This is a genomic window from Rufibacter radiotolerans (assembly GCF_001078055.1).
Lineage (GTDB): Bacteria > Bacteroidota > Bacteroidia > Cytophagales > Hymenobacteraceae > Nibribacter > Nibribacter radiotolerans.
In genome coordinates, this window is the sequence record NZ_CP010777.1 from 2307031 (window position 1) to 2323465 (window position 16435).

Below are 16435 nucleotides of genomic sequence, written 5' to 3' on the forward strand. Positions count from 1 at the left end.
AGAGATTGAGTGAATAGGAGCAGGATTAAAATATACTCTCAATCATTCAATCTCTCAATCTCTCCTTAACCCAAAGACTATGGAAAATAATTTAACCCTTGACCCAGCGGTACAAAGCAAAATAACCGCCTGGCTAGACGGTGGCTATGACGCCGAGACCAAAGCTGAATTGCAGAATCTGGTTAACAGCCAGGACCACGACGCGCTTACCGATTCTTTCTATAAAGACCTGGAGTTTGGCACCGGCGGCTTGCGCGGCATTATGGGCGTGGGCAGTAACCGCATGAACCGTTACACTGTGGGCATGGCTACCCAGGGCCTGAGCAATTACCTGTTAAAATCGTTCCCGGGGCAACCGATTAGCGTGGCCGTGGCGCACGACAGTCGCAATAATTCGCCGTTTTTTGCCAACGTAGTGGCCGACGTTTTCAGTGCCAATGGTATAAAGGTGTATTTCTTTAAAGAGCTTCGGCCTACGCCTGAGCTGTCTTTTGCCATCAGGCACCTGGGCTGCCAGAGCGGTGTGGTCTTGACTGCCTCGCATAACCCCAAGGAGTACAACGGGTACAAAGCCTATTGGAACGACGGTGGTCAGGTAACGGCCCCTCATGACAAGAACATCATTGCCGAGGTCAACAAGATCCACAGCATGGACCAGGTAAAGTTTGAGCGCAATCCGGCCAACATTGAATACATTCTGGAGGAAGTAGACCAGGCCTATCTGGATAAGGTAGCTACCCTGAGCGTAGACCCTGAGATGATCAAGCGCCAGCAGGACCTCAAGATTGTCTACACCCCTATTCACGGCACGGGCATTACGCTGGTTCCGCGCGCCCTGGAACGCTTCGGGTTCAAGAACGTGCACGTGCTGGAGGCCCAGTCTACCCCAGACGGCAACTTCCCTACGGTTGTTTACCCGAACCCCGAGGAAAAGGACGCCATGAACCTGGCCATGGAAAAAGCAAAAGAACTGGATGCCGAACTGGTGCTGGCCACCGACCCAGACGCTGACCGCGTGGGCATTGCCGTAAAAGACCTGAAAGGCCAATGGGTACTGCTTAACGGGAACCAGACCGCCGCTCTTCTGACCTATTATATTCTGCAGGCCTGGAAAAAAGCCGGCAAGCTTACGGGCAAAGAATATATAGTAAGCACCATTGTCACCACAGACCTGATCAACCGCATTGCCGAAGGCTTCGGGGTGGACTGCTACGAGACCCTGACCGGCTTCAAATACATTGCCACCATTATGCGCGAGAAAGAGGGCCAAGCGCAATACATTTGCGGCGGCGAGGAAAGCTACGGGTTTTTGGTAGGTGACTTTGTACGTGACAAAGACGCCGTTTCAGCCTGCGCTATGATTGCCGAGATGACGGCAGCGGCCAAAGACCAGGGCAAAAGCCTGTTTGAACTCATGCTGCAGATGTACCAGGAGTTTGGTTTCTACAAAGAAGACCTCATTTCCCTGACCAAGAAAGGCCACCGCGGGGCCCAGGAAATTCAGGAAATGATGCAGGAGCTACGTGAGAACCCACCACAAATCGTAGCCGGTTCTGCCGTAGTGGAACTGATTGACTACAAAACCGGCTTCCGGAGGAATCTGCAAACCGGTCAGGAAAGCGCCACCGGTTTAGAAAGCTCCAACGTACTCCAATTCTTAACCGAAGACGGTACTAAGATTTCGGCCCGCCCATCAGGCACCGAGCCCAAGATCAAATTCTATTTCAGCGTGCGCGAAGACTTGCCATCGGCTGATCAATTTGATAAGGTAAGCAAAATCTTGGATGAGAAAATTCAACGGATTATAGCCGATCTGAAATTGAAGTAAGCTATTCATCTTGTACACGAAAGCCCTTTCTGTAGATGCAGAAAGGGCTTTCTGTTTTAGGGCCGTTTTTGGGAAAACAGGCTTAAAACAGAAAGCCAGATGGATGAAGTTGTTATCCGTGTAGAACCGTGTATACCCGCGTAATATTCGGCTTCGTTGAATTTATTTTTGCTAAAAGCTCTTTTGCCTGCACCGGTTCAGGAAGCACAGGCCGGCCTGTTTATGTCTTTTTACTGCTTTTAAAGGTGTTTTTTGGAAAACATGCCAAAAATGCTATCTTGTTAGGAGAACTATAGTCTTGCAAAAGTAGGTAGGCAGGGGAAGAGAGACCTCCGCATATAGTGCATATAAGCGGAGGTTTAAGTTTAGCAGCTAGTTGGCGGTAACTTTAAATAAATGGAAGAGCAAATAGACATAACAAGTGAAGGGCCTATTACCTTGCTCGGAGATAAGTATGACTCCGTTCTTTACTTGAATGGTATTCCTATTCAGTTTACTTGGATAAGGGAAATCGGCTCGACTTGGAGATACCAAATAGCTAAAAGTATAGACGAGGCAGATATTATAGAGGATAGAAGCTTCGCAAACTTTGTTAAATTCGGATACCTGACGGACGAACCGCTTAGCAAGCAGTTCCATTATATCATCAGCAAACTAAATAAAGGAAAGTACTCCTTAAAAATAGATTACCTATCAAGCGAACTTGAGCTTGTTGAGCTAAATGAAGATTCTTCCAATTATGTATATTTCGACACTTATGCAGGGATAGAAGACATTATAGCTACCCAAGCAGTATTCGAGAAGGAAGTGGCAAATGAATATGAGACCATTATAAAAAAGGGAGCAGAACCGATATTGGTGGTCTTAACCTCATTGGGTTCAGTAAATAAATTCATAATGGACGGGCATCACAAATTTTTGGCTTATTCAAAATTAGATAAACCTATACGGACTTTACTCATCACAAAACTGGATAAAGAAACAGTGACAAGAGAAATAGGATTAAAAGTAATCAAATATAGCGGAAGCAAGAACCAAGAATATAGAACCAGGTTTCTGCAAAAGTTTAAATAAAAAAAAGCACTCGCCAACATTGTGTAACCGCCAGCTGCAGCCGACGGCCTTGCACGCCTCATGTACTATCCGTTAGGCATCATTCAAAAATAAATCTTGATAATGAGAAATGAGTATAAAGCTTTACTAATTGGCTTTTTAGCAGTTGTTGTTCTCGACACAGTTGGTTCTATTGCTTCCAATCAATTTGATTTCAATTACAACTTATTATGGCCAGGTTCATATTTGATATATGGAGCAGTATCATTCCAAGTGACGAAAAGATCTCAACTTAAAAAGGGAATTTTGTTTTCTGTAATAACGGGGTTATTTGATGCAACTATAGGTTTAACAATTTCAACTTATCTGCAAGCTAACATTGGCTTAGAGCATGAGATGACTACAGGCTATTGGGTTATTGCAGTATTGGTAAATTCTGTTTTTGTTGCAATTGTTGGCTTGATAGCAGGTAGAATTGCCATTTGGAAAAATAAAAATAGAATAAATGCCCAACAAGTTGCATAAGCATTTGACGGACAACGGCCTAGCAAGACTCATACATTTGACGTTCCAAACAATCACCAACTTCACTCATAACTTAAAATAATTTGTAATTAATAATTCGAACAAAGCTGCATAATAAAAAAATCACCTACCTCCTATTTATTATAATCCCCAAAATATATTCACCAGCAAATACCCTAAAAATCTATTATAAATTTCAATAACGTTATATGAAAAATCCCCTCCTCCTACTCGTCGCCTCTTTCTGTTTAATGAATTGCCAATCTCCTCAACAACAAACAGAAGAAAAAGCTGCTATACATGAGTCTGCAGAGCAAGCGGCAACTGTTGAATCAGGAAAAGTTACTGCTACTAATCACCAAACTACTGCCACGGAATACATTGACTGGAACAGCATTAAAATCAACAACCTGCTTCCTCTTGATGCAAATACCAAGGACCTGGAGAAGGTCTTAGGGAAAGCTGACAGCACTGTTACGCCAGATTACAAGAACATTTGTAATAATTGCCACTTTTGCACAGAACAAATACCCGCATTCAAATATGTTTATGTGAAAGGGGTACATTTTGAACAACTAAAGGACAGCCTCATTTTTTGGTCAGCAGACTTTACCTTAGATAAGTCTTTGTTTCTACAGAGCGGCAAGCTGCGGTTGGACCACCGGACTACGTTGCAGGAAGTAGAAAAACATTTTCCGGAGGCAGTGAAAGGACTAACCAAAGAAGAAACTACAGATTGGATAAGAATCTCGCCTTCCAAGCAACTAACAGACGGGAGCTTCCTTCTGGAATTTGGCAAAGATGGGCTATTAAGAAAGTTCTATTACCATTTCCCTTGTTAAAGCAAGCCTACTAACTTCGCCACAGGTGTTCTAATCTCTGTCATAGGTAGAAAGAAGAACACCAGGCGCAACTGAACAATGTCAAACCTTCTCCTTCAACTACCACATGTTGGCTACCAAAAACCAAAAGACGTTGTCGCTGGAACAACAGGAAGAACTGCTCCACACCTTAAAAACCCGGTTTGAAAAAAACATGGACCGGCACTTAGGCTTTCATTGGGCGGTCGTTCAAGCAAAGTTGGAAGCCAGTCCTGAGAAACTCTGGTCGCTGTATGAAATGGAAAGAACCGGCGGTGAGCCAGACGTGGTAGGCTTTGATGACACAGCCGGCCACTATCTCTTTTTTGACTGTGCTGCTGAAAGCCCCAAAGGCCGCAGAAGTATATGTTATGACCGCGAAGGGCTGGAGTCCAGGAAAGAACATGCCCCGGAAAACAACGCGCTGGACATGGCCGCGGCTATGGGCATTGACCTCTTAACCGAGCAGCAGTACCGCCAATTGCAGCAACTGGGCAACTTTGACCTGAAAACTTCCAGCTGGGTACAAACTCCTCATGGGATTAGGAAACTGGGGGGGGCACTCTTCTGTGACCGCCGGTATGACCATGTTTTTACCTACCATAACGGAGCACAATCTTATTATGCAGCCAGAGCCTTTAGGGGCCTGCTAAAGGTGTAGTCTTTTCATAAAAGCAATGGAAGGTTAACCATCTGGCAGCACAAATTTATTTCCAAAACAGTCAGTTAAATAAGGGGATCCTGAATGTGCCACCAGGTTGATACAAGGTGGGGCAAACGGCAAAAAAGGTAGTAATGCAGGCTGCTCAAGTTTGATTTTCTATTAAAGTATAGGTGCTTCCATAATAACCGCTGCCGCTCGTGAAATATATCACCAAGACCGTTTGGGTTCTGTCAATTGTGAGTCTGCTCACAGACACCGCCAGCGAAATGCTGTACCCCATCATGCCTATCTATTTGAAGACCATTGGTTTTTCTGTGGTTCTCATTGGGGTGCTGGAGGGCTTTGCCGAAGCGACCGCCGGGCTAAGCAAAGGGTATTTTGGGAAGCTATCAGATACCATGGGCCGGCGGGTGCCTTTTGTACAGTTGGGCTATGGCTTGAGCGCCCTGTCTAAGCCTATGATGGCCCTCTTTGTATTTCCCTTCTGGGTGTTTCTGGTCAGAACGCTGGATCGGTTCGGGAAAGGGATAAGGACGGGCGCCCGTGATGCCCTGCTTTCAGATGCGGCTACACCGTCCACCAAAGCCAAGGTCTTCGGTTTTCACCGGTCCATGGACACGCTGGGCGCGGTCTTGGGTCCCAGCTTTGCCTTGCTCTACCTTTACTATTACCCGGAAGACTACAAGACCCTTTTTTACATTGCGTTTATTCCTGGCTTGCTGGCCATTCTGGCTACTTTTTACCTAAAGGAAAGTACGGCGCCTGCAGCGAAGCCCAAAGCCTCTACCCCGTTTTTCTCCTTTCTTCATTACTGGAAAGATAGTCCAGCCCCGTACCGAAAAGTGGTAGCGGGCTTACTGGCGTTTACCTTGTTTAACAGCTCAGACGTTTTTCTTTTACTGAAAGCCAAACAAGCCGGGTTAGATGACACCATGGTCATAGCCATTTACATTTTTTACAACCTGGTGTACGCCCTGCTGTCTTTTCCGCTGGGTATCCTAGCTGATAAAATCGGCTTGAAACCCATCCTCCTGCTTGGGTTTGCCACCTTCGCTGCCGTATATGCGGGCATGGCCATGAATGCGAATGTGTACCTGTTCTTCGGGTTGTTTTTCCTGTATGGGTTTTACGCCGCAGCCACTGAGGGGATTTCCAAGGCCTGGATCTCCAATATCACCCTAAAAAAGGACACCGCCACCGCCATTGGCACCTATACCGGGCTGCAGAGCATCTGTACCATGCTGGCCAGTTCCCTGACCGGGTTTGTCTGGTTCCAGTTTGGGGCCACCGCCGCCTTTATCACTACTGCGGTAGCCACCTTGGTGGTACTGTTTTACTTCTTCACCGTTCCTGCCCCGCAACCCATTACCGAAGAAACTCCCACCTAAAATGACAACATTCTTCTGCTGGGCCAGTAAGAATTAGTAGCGTCCTTACTGCTTCTCTAAACCATGTCTATGTGGTCTTAGAATATAGGGCGATGCCTGCTTTTCAAGGAACGTGGTGCCTTAAGTTGATGGCCCTTGTCTCTTTTGTTGCTTCATCTTCCCCTCCCTCCTATTTTTTCTTATTACCAATGAAAACTAATATGGGAAACACTGATAGGGTGATCAGGGTGGTGATGGCCATCATCTTTGCCATCCTTTACTTTACCAATATCATTGGCGGTACCATGGGCATTGTATTATTGGTGCTTGCGGCCGTTTTGCTCCTCACCAGCCTGGTGGCATTTTGCCCCTTATATGCTTTGCTGGGGTTCTCCACCTGCCCTGCCAAAAGGATTTAGGAACTCTCAGGTAACGTGTTTTGCGTTTCGGGGCCGTTTTCCTAAAAACAGCCCTAAAACGCAAAAAGGGATGCCCGCCATAGCGGGGCATCCCTTTTTTAAACTCTTCTTTTACACTTTTCCGGTTACCGGGTCAAAATCAGTTTTTGCCGGTAGAACTGGTTGTTCACGGCCACCTCACAGACGTAGATTCCCGCGTCAAGGTCCTGTCCGTTCAAGGAGAGTTGGTGCGCTCCTTTCTCGTACTGTTGCCCGGGTATATGGTGCACCACCTGTCCGTTCAGGTTCCAGTAGTTTAACGCTTACCTCAGATGCCTCTTTCAGTTTCACCTGTACCGTAGCAGACCCTGAAAATGGATTAGGCACCACCTTAAACAATTGGCCTGCGTCTTCTTCCGCTTCGGCTGTCATCATGGAAGCAGGTAAAGGGCCTATGTACATTGGTCGCATCATGTCATGGTCTTCATGCGAGAGGACATGGCAATGCCAGGCGTAGAGCCCTTCTTTGTCAAAGGTTGCCACCAGCCGGGTCACCTCGCCGGGCGCCACCGGATAGGTATCTTTTCTGCCGGCCTGCCCCGGCTCTGGCAGCATGAGCGGTCCTTCCAGTTGCACATTAGACAAAGCTCCGGTTTCCTCATTCACCGTCCCGGAAAATTTCTGGTTGCTCAGTATCCTGAATGAGACCAGGTGGAGGTGAATTGGGTGCGCATCGGGGGTCAGGTTATAGATCTCCCAAATTTCAGTGCTGTTCAGGTCCGGATTCTCCGTGATAGGATCATGGAATTCCATAGCTCCCCCCTCCATAGTGCCCAGCATTGGCAAAAGCCTGCCGTATTCGTCTTCTCCTTCAAACAAGATAAGTTTTCTGGTTTTGGTGGCGGTGGGTACTTTTGCCAAAGGCTTGTTAAAACTTGGTGGCACCGGCGTTAAGGGGTAGGCAGGGTTAAGGTCGAGGTTCACAGCAAAGGCCATAATCTGCGCCTGGCTGTCATCTGCGTCTACCGGGTCACCGTTCGGGTAAGGGGTGCTGGCATCATTCGTGAAGATAATGGTTTCGTTTTTCAAGGCAGGATCAGAGAAATCTATGATGACTTCTTTCCGCTCGCCGGGGCGATCAGGAGTTGCTCCTGCAGGATTGGCTGGGGCAGCAACCCGTGGTCTGAGGCAATCTGCACCATTTTCACACCCTTGGTCAGCTTTAAGTTATAAAACCTGGAGTCTGACCCATTCAACAACCTAAAGCGGTACTGCCGGGGCTCTACCTGCAAAACGGGCCATGCCTTCCCATTCACTAAAATGATATCGCCAAAGAACTCTGGTAAGATGCTGGGTGCACCCACGCCTTCTTCCTCCGGTTCTGAAGGGTAGAACAACTGGCCCTCTGCGGTAAACAGACGGTCCTGGATAGCCAGCCCAATGTCATAAGGCGAAGCGGGCAAGCGGTTGCTTCGCCGGAGCCCTTCTTCAAACCCATCGGTGAGAAGATAGAAGCCAGCCAACCCGGCGTATACGTTCAGGCGGGTAATGCCCAGGGCGTGGTCATGGTACCAGATGGTGGCGGCATCCTGGTTGTTTTCATAGAAATAGGGAATTTCCTCCCCTTTTCTAAAGGTGGGGCCTTTGCTTTGCGCGTAGGGAGTATACCAGGCCTCGGGCAGCCCGTCACTGGCGGATTCTGTATGGCCGCCGTGCAGGTGGGTCACTGTAGGCACCCCCGGGGTAGCAGGATTGGCCCACCTGATGGACTGGTCTACCGGCAATAAATGCGATAACGGGTTCCCGTTGGCATCTACCAACCGGTTGAGCCATTTCACATACAAGGGTTTCCCTTTGGTGGCGAGAATGGTGGGGCCAGGGTATTGGCCGTTGTATCCCCAGACAGTAGTCAGGACGGGGTTCCCAAAGGCATCTTTCAAACCCAGGCCAAGATCCTGCTGAAATTGGGAAATGGTCATGGTGATGGCTTGCCTGCCAGAGGCAGAAGTGGCATTGATTACCGAGGGAATAGGCAGCGGATTTACAAACCTAGGCACTGCCTGAGGGTCTAAGAGTTCCTGCGCCTTAAGTGGCATCAGGGCGAGGAAACATCCAGCCAGGAAGAAGATAGCCCCCCTAACCGGGAATAAGTAAAAAGTCTTCATTGTTCACCATTGATTTAGTTCCGTGGGAAATTGCGGCAGACTTCAGGGGGGCTCCTCTTTTGTGCAGAGGACAAAGGGCATTACAAAGGAAAAACCTTTGTGTTATATTTAAAATGATTTAAATCATATAACTTTTTTACGGGATTTTTTTCAAATGAGCTAATTCTCTGGAAGATGGATTAATTAGACAGGTTCATACTCTTGCAGGTAAAAAAGTGCAAAAGGAAAACTACCCTGTGGCCAAATCTCGTACATCACAACCTATATTACCTGTTCCAGCAATAAAAGAAAGGCTGTTATTTGGGAGCTTAAGTAACTGAAATGAATGGTTGCCCGCCAGCCTATTTGTAACATTTGCGTTTATGGCCTGTTTTCTCAGACATAGGGTAAAACTAATTTTCAAATTGACAGTATGTGCCTGTTAGGGACAAGCCCAGCACCAGGCCTTCAGTAACTCTTTTAAAGGGTAAGACAGCCTAAAAACTGGAGCTTTTTACCGTTTTGTGCTTTTTGTTTTATTGGCTTATCTTTAGGTATGGTTTAATGGGCTAAACCGGCAAAAAGGAAAGGTTCTTTTGTACTCAGGATTAATACTTTTCCAAAGGATTAGTCTGGGAGTGGCATATAATATTTTCTGTTTTTTTCGGTTATAATTTCAGGAGCCTATTCACCTTAAGAAGAAAAAAGATTTGATATAACTAATACCTCACCTCTATCTCTTTGTTTCCTTATTGGATAGCCATCTCTTCTGGGTGGACAGACGGTTTAGTCATTCTCTGATTTCTTCTCTAAAAAGTTTACCCTACTAGGTATCATTTACTTTTTTTAAGAAACCGGATGCATTCCATTAAAAGTTGTCTGCTCATCTTTCTGCTGTTACTCTGTACCGTTACGCTGGTAGAGGCTGCTTGCAGTGTGAACATAACGCCCCTTAGCCCAACACCCGTCTGCCAGGGCACTAGTGTTCTTTTAACCGCAAACGCAACCTCCGATCCGGCAGGGGATACGTTTACTTACCAATGGGTCAAAGATGGGGTTGATATTCCTAACGCTACCCAATCAACGTTCAGCGCCACGGCTTCAGGCAATTACCTTGTAAGGGTATCCAGCAGCAGTAGCCCGCCATGTACGGTTTCTTCAGTTCCGGTTACGGTCACCGTTAATCCCATTCCTGCTACCCCAGATTTTATCACTAACCCCACCACAGCTCAGTGTTCTGGTTCACCCATACAGTTTACGGTCACTAATCCTTCTCTTAACACCTCCTATGTCTGGGACTTTGGTGACGGTTCTACCACTGTTGGCACATCCGTAAGCCATACCTATACCGCTATTGGGGCTGGATCAGTAAATTTCCCGGTAACCGTCTATGGTGTTAGTCAAGCAGGTTGTCGGTCGGCCAATAACTCCAGGTTTGTCACTATCAACAGAAAGCCAGGTTTTACCGCCCCCAAAGACAGCAGCAACTTCCAGGTGTGCGTGGAGGAAAAGGACACCATCAAGGTAAAGGCCTCGCTTCTGAACAATACGCCCGTTCCTAATGACATTACCCAGTATATTGTAGACTTTGGGGATGGCGCAGGACCTAAAGTATTTTTGCCAGATCAATTCACCAGTACCACCCCTATCCGGAATTCCGTTCCTTATGATACCACCGGTGCCTTCAAGATTACCATCAGGGCAATTGGCGCCAATGGCTGCGACTCTGTTTACACCAAAGACTTTAAGATTGACCGTAAACCCAAGGCAGATTTTGACGCCCGGTCTGGCAAGAAGCGACTTATAGATAATCAATGTACTCCGGTCATTATTGCTATTCAAGACACCTCCACCGGTGGTAATCTTACTTACCGGTATAGAGTGACCAACAGTCAGGGACAGCCACCCAGTGGCTTTTCTTACATTCAAGGGACAGATTCCACGTCCAGAGAACCCGTTCTTAGGTTTGACATTGAAGGCCGCTATACCATCAGGCTCATAGTATCCAACTCCTGTGGCCAAGACACGGCAACCCAAAGTGCCTTGATTGCTCGGCCGGAGGTCATGCTCTTTGCTGATTCTACCGTTTGCGGGCCCGCCACTATTTTATTCGATGCACAAAAAGTAGAGTATGATATAAATTTGGGGAAAGTTGAAAAAAGCTTCGCATGGTCTGTAAGCCCCAATACCGGGGTAACGTTCGTGAACGGCACCACTGCGGCCTCTAAATTTCCGGAGATCAGGTTTGGCTCCCCGGGCACGTTTAAGGTTACCGTGATCACAGAAAACGAATGCGGAAACTCCCGAGACTTTGAAATGTTCCCTGCAGAAGCCACCATTACCATTAACCCCTTACCTACGGCGGTACAGTTTACGGCCAACAGTGTCACTATCTGTAACGGAGATAGTACCACCATCAGGCCCAGTGGCCCGGGCACCAGTTTTGAGTTTTATACCCAGGAAACGGGCGGCACCAGCCTCTTCTCTGGCCGCGAACTTAAAACTACAGGCCTGTCCACTACCACGGTGTACTATGTGACGGCCAAGAATACCCAGGGCTGCGAAAGCCCTACCCGCACCCCATTCACGGTGAACGTGGTGCCTGCCATCGGTAACAATACCATTTCACTTACCAAAGCGCAGGAAGAGATTTGCGCCGGAAAACCTTTCCCTAGGTCTATCACGGGTACCACCCCTACCGGCGGGGGCGGCACGGCCTTTACCTATACCTGGCAAAGCAGCACTACTGGTCCTTCGGCTGGTTTCGGCCCTGCATCTGGTACCAGTACTCCGCCTAATTTCACTCCCAACGCCTTAACTGCTACCACTTGGTTCAGGAGGATTGTGGCCACCGGTTCCTGCTCGCCAGACACCAGCAACGTGGTCATGGTGAACGTAGTGCAACCTCCCGCCAGCAATACCATTTCTATTGCGGGCAAAGACAAAGCCACTATTTGCCAAGGCAATAACGCCCCCCAGATCACGGGTTCGCCCAGCGGTAATTTCACTGTGATCTGGCAAGGCAGTACCACCAGCACTACGGCAGGGTTCAGTGACATTGCCGCCTCACGGGGTATGACAGACTATTCACCGGGTGCCCTTACCGCTACCACCTGGTTCCGGCGCATACTAAGCACTACGGCCGGGGGCTGCTCAGATTCATCAGCGGTGGTGCAGGTAGTGGTTGTTCTGCCTATTGGCCCCAACACCATCCAAAGCGACCAAACCCTTTGCTCTACCACTTCGGCCCCAGCCCCGTTAATTGGCTCTACCATTACAGGCGGCGGAACGGCAGCTAACCGGACCATTACCTGGGAAAGCAGCCTGACAGGGAACGCCAATGACTTTACGCCTATTACCGGCGCCAATGCCCAGAATTACACGCCGCCTACCCTAATCCAGACCACCTATTTCAGGCGAACTATCCGGTTAGTGGAAGGTGATTGCGCCCCCAGCATCAGTAATGTAGTCGTGATCACGATAGTGCCGCCTATCACAGGCAACTCAATCTCGGCCACTCAAACCAATGTATGCCAGGGAGCCATGGTCATGCTGACCGGCACCACGGCGGCTGGCGGAAACGGGGAGTTGGAGTACCTCTGGGAAAGCAGTACCACCAGTGCCACCACGGGCTTCACGCCTGCCCCTAGCACGGCTACCAACCCTAACAACGGGCAGAACTACACGTCGCCTTTCATTTCACAAGATACCTGGTACCGAAGAACAGTCTTATCAAAAGGTACCGCATGTCCGCCAGACCTGTCTAATGTGATTGCCGTCACCGTGGAGAAAGCGCCTGCTACGCCTACGGCGGAAGCTCCCAATGTGCAAACCTGTCCGGGCGTTCCGGCTACCTTGCGGGTAAGCAACCCCGTGGCGGGCGTCACCTATGAGTGGTTTACCCAGCAGATTGGCGGCACCCCTGTCTTCTCAGGCCCCGAAGTGAAAACCGGTCCGTTGTCTTCAGATGCCACCTTCTATGTGCAGGCCGTGAGTAGTAACCAGTGCAAAAGCATTAACCGGGCCTCTGTGAAGGTGACCGTGGTGCCAATTGTGGCCAATGCAGGACGTGATACCACTATCATTCAGGGGCAAGCCGTACCGCTGCGGGCAACGGGCGGAACTACCTATGTTTGGACCCCAACTACCGGACTTAGTAACCCTAACATTGCTAACCCTATAGCTACGCCAACGGTGACCACCACCTATACCGTTACGGTTTCCTCTACGGCGGGCTGCGAAGCCACCGATGAGATCACTATTACCGTGCTGCCGCGCATTAAAATAGTAAACACATTCAGCCCGAACCGTGACGGCATTAACGAGGTCTGGGAAATTGAGAACATTGAAAACTTCCCAGAGGCCACGGTGGAGATCTTTAACCGCTACGGCGCCCAGGTGTACAAATCAACGGGCAATTACGTGCCCTGGGATGGTACCCACAACGGCAGTCCACTGCCCCTGGCTACTTACTACTACATTATCCGCTTGAACAAAGATGACAAACCTTTCACGGGCAGCGTCACCATTATCAGATAATCCCATGACGAAGAAGATAGGTGCCTTTTTGCTTTCGCTGCTCCTGACTGCTCCCGCCTGGGCACAACAGCGGCCACAGTACAGCCAGTACATGATCAACAGCTATTTGCTGAACCCGGCCATTACCGGCATGGAAGACTACACAGACGTGAAGATTGGAACCCGCCAGCAATGGGTGGGCCTGGAAGGCGCGCCAAAAACCTATTACGTAAGCGCCCACACCCCCTTGAATAAAGCCTTGAAAAGCGTGCGGGTACAGGGAAAGGGATTGAGCAGCACGCGGACCGTCAACCAGAACCGCTTTGTGCAGGCCTACCCGCACCACGGCGTGGGCATTCAGGCCATTAGAGATAAAACCGGTCCCTTGAGCCGTACCAGCGTCAACCTGACGTATGCGTACCACCTGCCCATCACTAGGACCGTAACGGTGGCTATGGGCGCCAGCGCGGGGCTTCTCCGGAACAGCTTTAATGCCAGCGAGGCTACGTTTACCAACCCCAATGACCCGGCCATTACCAGCGATTACATTAACCGCAATTACCTTGATTTTGGGCTAGGCACCTGGATTTACTCTAACCAGTTCTTTGTGGGCCTGGCCGGGGCGCAGCTCATTAAAAGCGACCGTGACTTAAATTCAGGGGAAGAAAAGATTACCAGTGCTGTGCTGCAGAGGCATTACGTGGGAACAGTGGGCTATAAGTTCTCCGTAAGGAATGACCTTACCTTAATCCCCTCAGTGCTGGTGAAAATCACCGACCCCAGCCCCGTTACCCTGGACTTTAACCTGCGGGCCGTCTACGCCGACCGCGTGTGGGTGGGAGGTTCTTACCGCAACAAAGACGCGTTTGCCATTATGACCGGCGTGAACATCAGCCACATCATGGATGCCAGCTACTCCTATGATTACAACACCTCACCCCTAAACATCGCCAATACCGGTTCCCATGAGATTGTGCTAGGGCTAAAACTCTTCAACAAAGGCAAAGTCATCTGTCCCCGCTGGATGCACTAATCTTAAGTTATTTTTATGGAAGCAAAACAAAAGCCTGTCTATCACGGACAGGCTTTTGTTTTGAAGGTGTTTTCCAGAAAACAGCCCCGAAATGCAACACTAATTAATCACTGAAGACTCCCCCCTTGAGGGGGGCGAATGGGGGTGTTTACTCATGAGAGCACTTAAGAGCAAATCACTTAAGGTATTTCTGCGCCAATGAAAAAAAGCTATTGGCACAGACACTCGTAGTAGTTGCGCACACTACGAGGTCTTTGGAGTTTCCAGCACTACCTCTTTTGCTCTCTGGCTCTTCCGGATTTGTAATCCCCGGCGGTGTACCCGGTCTTGGTTCCTGGCTCTCGGCAGGCGGATTGCAAATCCGCTTTTCCATCGTTCGGGATTTCAAATCCCGAACAGCACAGTTATAAATAATATAAAACGGAAGTAAATCCGCGCCATAGAATTGCTTAAAAAACCTTCTGCTTTTATAACTATTCCGCCCGCCGTTCTTGGTTTACTTAAGGGGTAATATCTAAAACAGCTTTCAGCCTTTTTACTTCCTTTTACCAGACTTACCTCCTGCATATGTTTTAAGCCCGTTTTCCTCAAAACAGGCTTAAAACACAAATCCCCGCTTCTTAATAAGAAGCGGGGATTTGAAAAAAGAATTACTGTCTCTTGCCTATTTCTTCAGGGCCGTGATGGTTTTAATGGTGCCATCGGGCTGGTAGGTCAATTCAGCTACTTTAATGTTACGCAGGTGCGTTTGGTTGGAGAGCTGGGTGTCATGGTAGAACAAGTACCACTTGCCTTTGAACTCTACAATAGAGTGGTGGTTAGTCCAGCCTTGCACGGGGTTCAGGAGCACGCCTTTGTAGGTGAAGGGGCCGGTAGGTGAATCACCAATAGCATAGGCAATGTTATGGGTGTCTCCGGTGGAATAAGAGAAGTAATATTTGCCATTGTACTTGTGCATCCAGGCGGCCTCAAAGAACCGTTTGTCATGGTTGGTAGCCTGGAACGGTTTGCCGTTCTCGTCCAGAATCTGCACGTCTTTCACCGGGCCTTCAAAGCCTAGCATATCAGCGCGCATTTTGGCCATTTTAGGAGCCAGGGCGTTGCCGGTGGCAGGTTCAGGGGTAGCGGTGGAGTCGTACTTGCCTTTGGCCCAGCGCTGCAACTGGCCGCCCCAGATTCCGCCAAAATACATGTAAGAGGTTCCGTCTGTGTCAGTGAAAACGGCGGGGTCAATGCTGTAGCTGCCGGCAATGGGCTTGGCTTCGGCTTTGAACGGACCGGTGGGCGAAGTGGAGGTGGCTACCCCAATTCTGAATACGTCCTGCTTGTCTTTCACCGGGAAATACAGGTAATACTTTCCGTTTTTGAAGGCCGCGTCTGGGGCCCAGAGTTGCCGCTTGGCCCACGGAATGTTTTTGATGTCCAGCGCCACGCCATGGTCGGTAACCTTGCCGCCTATGCTGTCCATGGAGAAGATATGGTAATCGCGCATGTCAAAGTGGTCGCCGTTGTCATTCTCCGGAGTGCCGGCCTCAATGTCATGCGAGGGGTAAATGTAGATCTTGTTGTTGAACACGTGGGCCGACGGGTCTGCGGTATAAATGTCGGTGACCAGGGGTTGGGACAGGTAGTTGGCCGTATCTGGCGCTGCAGCGGTGGTATCTGCCGTGGCGGTAGAGTCAGCGGACTCCGCGTCGGCGGTACCCAGGGGTCTCTTTTGTTCACAGGCAGAAGTCAGCACGGCAGCTGAAAGGGCCGCCATAACCAGGTAGCGGAAAGGTTGTGGTTGTACCATTGTTTGTTAGCGTTTAGGTGGTTGGAGGGGTGAAGATAGGCAAAAGGCCACGCAATTCGCAACCGATTTCAACTGGAATTGACAGGTTTTTTCAGGGGGCTTTAATTTTTGATTTGTTCGTTTCCTCTTGCTTATCTCTCGTTTATTTTATGTTTTAAGGCCCTTTTTGAGAAAACGGGCTAAAAACGGGTATCTTTAGTTGAATACGGACTTTTGGCCAATGCTTTCAACGTGTAGGCAACCTTGGGGG

Annotated in this window: 13 protein-coding genes; 9 read left to right on the plus strand and 4 right to left on the minus strand. The window is 48.9% G+C overall.

The window, feature by feature from the left end:
* The first annotated feature begins 79 nt into the window (after positions 1–79).
* The 7 genes from TH63_RS09630 to TH63_RS09660 all read left to right on the plus strand — a co-directional run bounded on the left by TH63_RS09630 (position 80) and on the right by TH63_RS09660 (position 6716).
* On the plus strand, positions 80–1828 hold the full coding sequence (locus TH63_RS09630) for a phospho-sugar mutase (RefSeq protein WP_048920763.1): 1749 nt from the start codon (positions 80–82) through the stop codon (positions 1826–1828).
* Between the two features lie 396 nt (positions 1829–2224).
* A complete protein-coding gene (locus tag TH63_RS09635) occupies positions 2225–2902 on the plus strand; it encodes a hypothetical protein (RefSeq protein ID WP_048920764.1) in 678 nt (225 codons plus the stop codon).
* Positions 2903–3004: 102 nt separating this feature from the next.
* Positions 3005–3406, plus strand: a complete 402-nt coding sequence (locus TH63_RS09640) for a hypothetical protein (protein ID WP_048920765.1) — start codon at positions 3005–3007, stop codon at positions 3404–3406.
* 209 nt (positions 3407–3615) lie between these two features.
* Positions 3616–4248: a hypothetical protein gene (locus TH63_RS09645; protein ID WP_048920766.1), complete on the plus strand. Its 633-nt coding sequence runs from the start codon at positions 3616–3618 to the stop codon at positions 4246–4248.
* Positions 4249–4354: 106 nt separating this feature from the next.
* Positions 4355–4927, plus strand: coding sequence for a DUF4256 domain-containing protein (locus TH63_RS09650; RefSeq protein WP_048920767.1), 573 nt, complete (start codon positions 4355–4357; stop codon positions 4925–4927).
* Between the two features lie 200 nt (positions 4928–5127).
* Entirely contained in the window at positions 5128–6318 is a 1191-nt protein-coding gene (locus TH63_RS09655) for an MFS transporter (RefSeq protein WP_048920768.1), read from the plus strand.
* 200 nt (positions 6319–6518) lie between these two features.
* Positions 6519–6716 carry a YgaP family membrane protein gene (locus tag TH63_RS09660; protein ID WP_316931966.1) on the plus strand — a complete coding sequence of 66 codons (198 nt, stop codon included), beginning with the start codon at positions 6519–6521 and terminating at the stop codon, positions 6714–6716.
* Positions 6717–6841: 125 nt separating this feature from the next.
* Here TH63_RS09660 and TH63_RS20675 read toward each other — a convergent pair whose 3' ends face one another.
* From TH63_RS20675 to TH63_RS20685, 3 genes are read right to left on the minus strand one after another with little or no spacing between them, the layout of a single operon-like run.
* Complete coding sequence (locus TH63_RS20675) at positions 6842–6976, minus strand: hypothetical protein (protein ID WP_231583587.1); 135 nt, start codon at positions 6974–6976, stop codon at positions 6842–6844.
* Positions 6915–7784, minus strand: coding sequence for a multicopper oxidase domain-containing protein (locus TH63_RS20680; RefSeq protein ID WP_053093773.1), 870 nt, complete (start codon positions 7782–7784; stop codon positions 6915–6917). Before TH63_RS20680 ends, TH63_RS20675 begins: the two co-directional genes overlap by 62 nt.
* A gap of 17 nt (positions 7785–7801) precedes the next feature.
* Positions 7802–8752, minus strand: a complete 951-nt coding sequence (locus TH63_RS20685) for a multicopper oxidase family protein (RefSeq protein ID WP_231583575.1) — start codon at positions 8750–8752, stop codon at positions 7802–7804.
* 945 nt (positions 8753–9697) lie between these two features.
* On the opposite strand from TH63_RS20685, the gene TH63_RS09670 reads away from it, so the two are divergent.
* Entirely contained in the window at positions 9698–13378 is a 3681-nt protein-coding gene (locus TH63_RS09670) for an Ig-like domain-containing protein (protein WP_082161616.1), read from the plus strand.
* A 4-nt stretch (positions 13379–13382) separates the two neighbouring features.
* A complete protein-coding gene (locus TH63_RS09675) occupies positions 13383–14390 on the plus strand; it encodes a PorP/SprF family type IX secretion system membrane protein (protein ID WP_048920771.1) in 1008 nt (335 codons plus the stop codon).
* 664 nt (positions 14391–15054) lie between these two features.
* On the opposite strand, the gene TH63_RS09680 is transcribed toward TH63_RS09675, so the two are convergent.
* Positions 15055–16185, minus strand: a complete 1131-nt coding sequence (locus tag TH63_RS09680; RefSeq protein ID WP_048920772.1) for a glycoside hydrolase family 43 protein — start codon at positions 16183–16185, stop codon at positions 15055–15057.
* Positions 16186–16435: the final 250 nt, after the last annotated feature.

Bases quoted from the DNA above. Each gene is read 5' to 3' on its own strand.
- TH63_RS09670 (WP_082161616.1), top strand. From the start codon at position 9,698: ATGCATTCCATTAAAAGTTGTCTGCTCATCTTTCTGCTGTTACTCTGT.
- TH63_RS09650 (WP_048920767.1), top strand. From the start codon at position 4,355: ATGTTGGCTACCAAAAACCAAAAGACGTTGTCGCTGGAACAACAGGAA.
- TH63_RS09645 (WP_048920766.1), top strand. From the start codon at position 3,616: ATGAAAAATCCCCTCCTCCTACTCGTCGCCTCTTTCTGTTTAATGAAT.
- TH63_RS09675 (WP_048920771.1), top strand. From the start codon at position 13,383: ATGACGAAGAAGATAGGTGCCTTTTTGCTTTCGCTGCTCCTGACTGCT.
- TH63_RS09680 (WP_048920772.1), bottom strand. From the start codon at position 16,185: ATGGTACAACCACAACCTTTCCGCTACCTGGTTATGGCGGCCCTTTCA.
- TH63_RS09630 (WP_048920763.1), top strand. From the start codon at position 80: ATGGAAAATAATTTAACCCTTGACCCAGCGGTACAAAGCAAAATAACC.
- TH63_RS09660 (WP_316931966.1), top strand. From the start codon at position 6,519: ATGGGAAACACTGATAGGGTGATCAGGGTGGTGATGGCCATCATCTTT.
- TH63_RS09640 (WP_048920765.1), top strand. From the start codon at position 3,005: ATGAGAAATGAGTATAAAGCTTTACTAATTGGCTTTTTAGCAGTTGTT.
- TH63_RS09635 (WP_048920764.1), top strand. From the start codon at position 2,225: ATGGAAGAGCAAATAGACATAACAAGTGAAGGGCCTATTACCTTGCTC.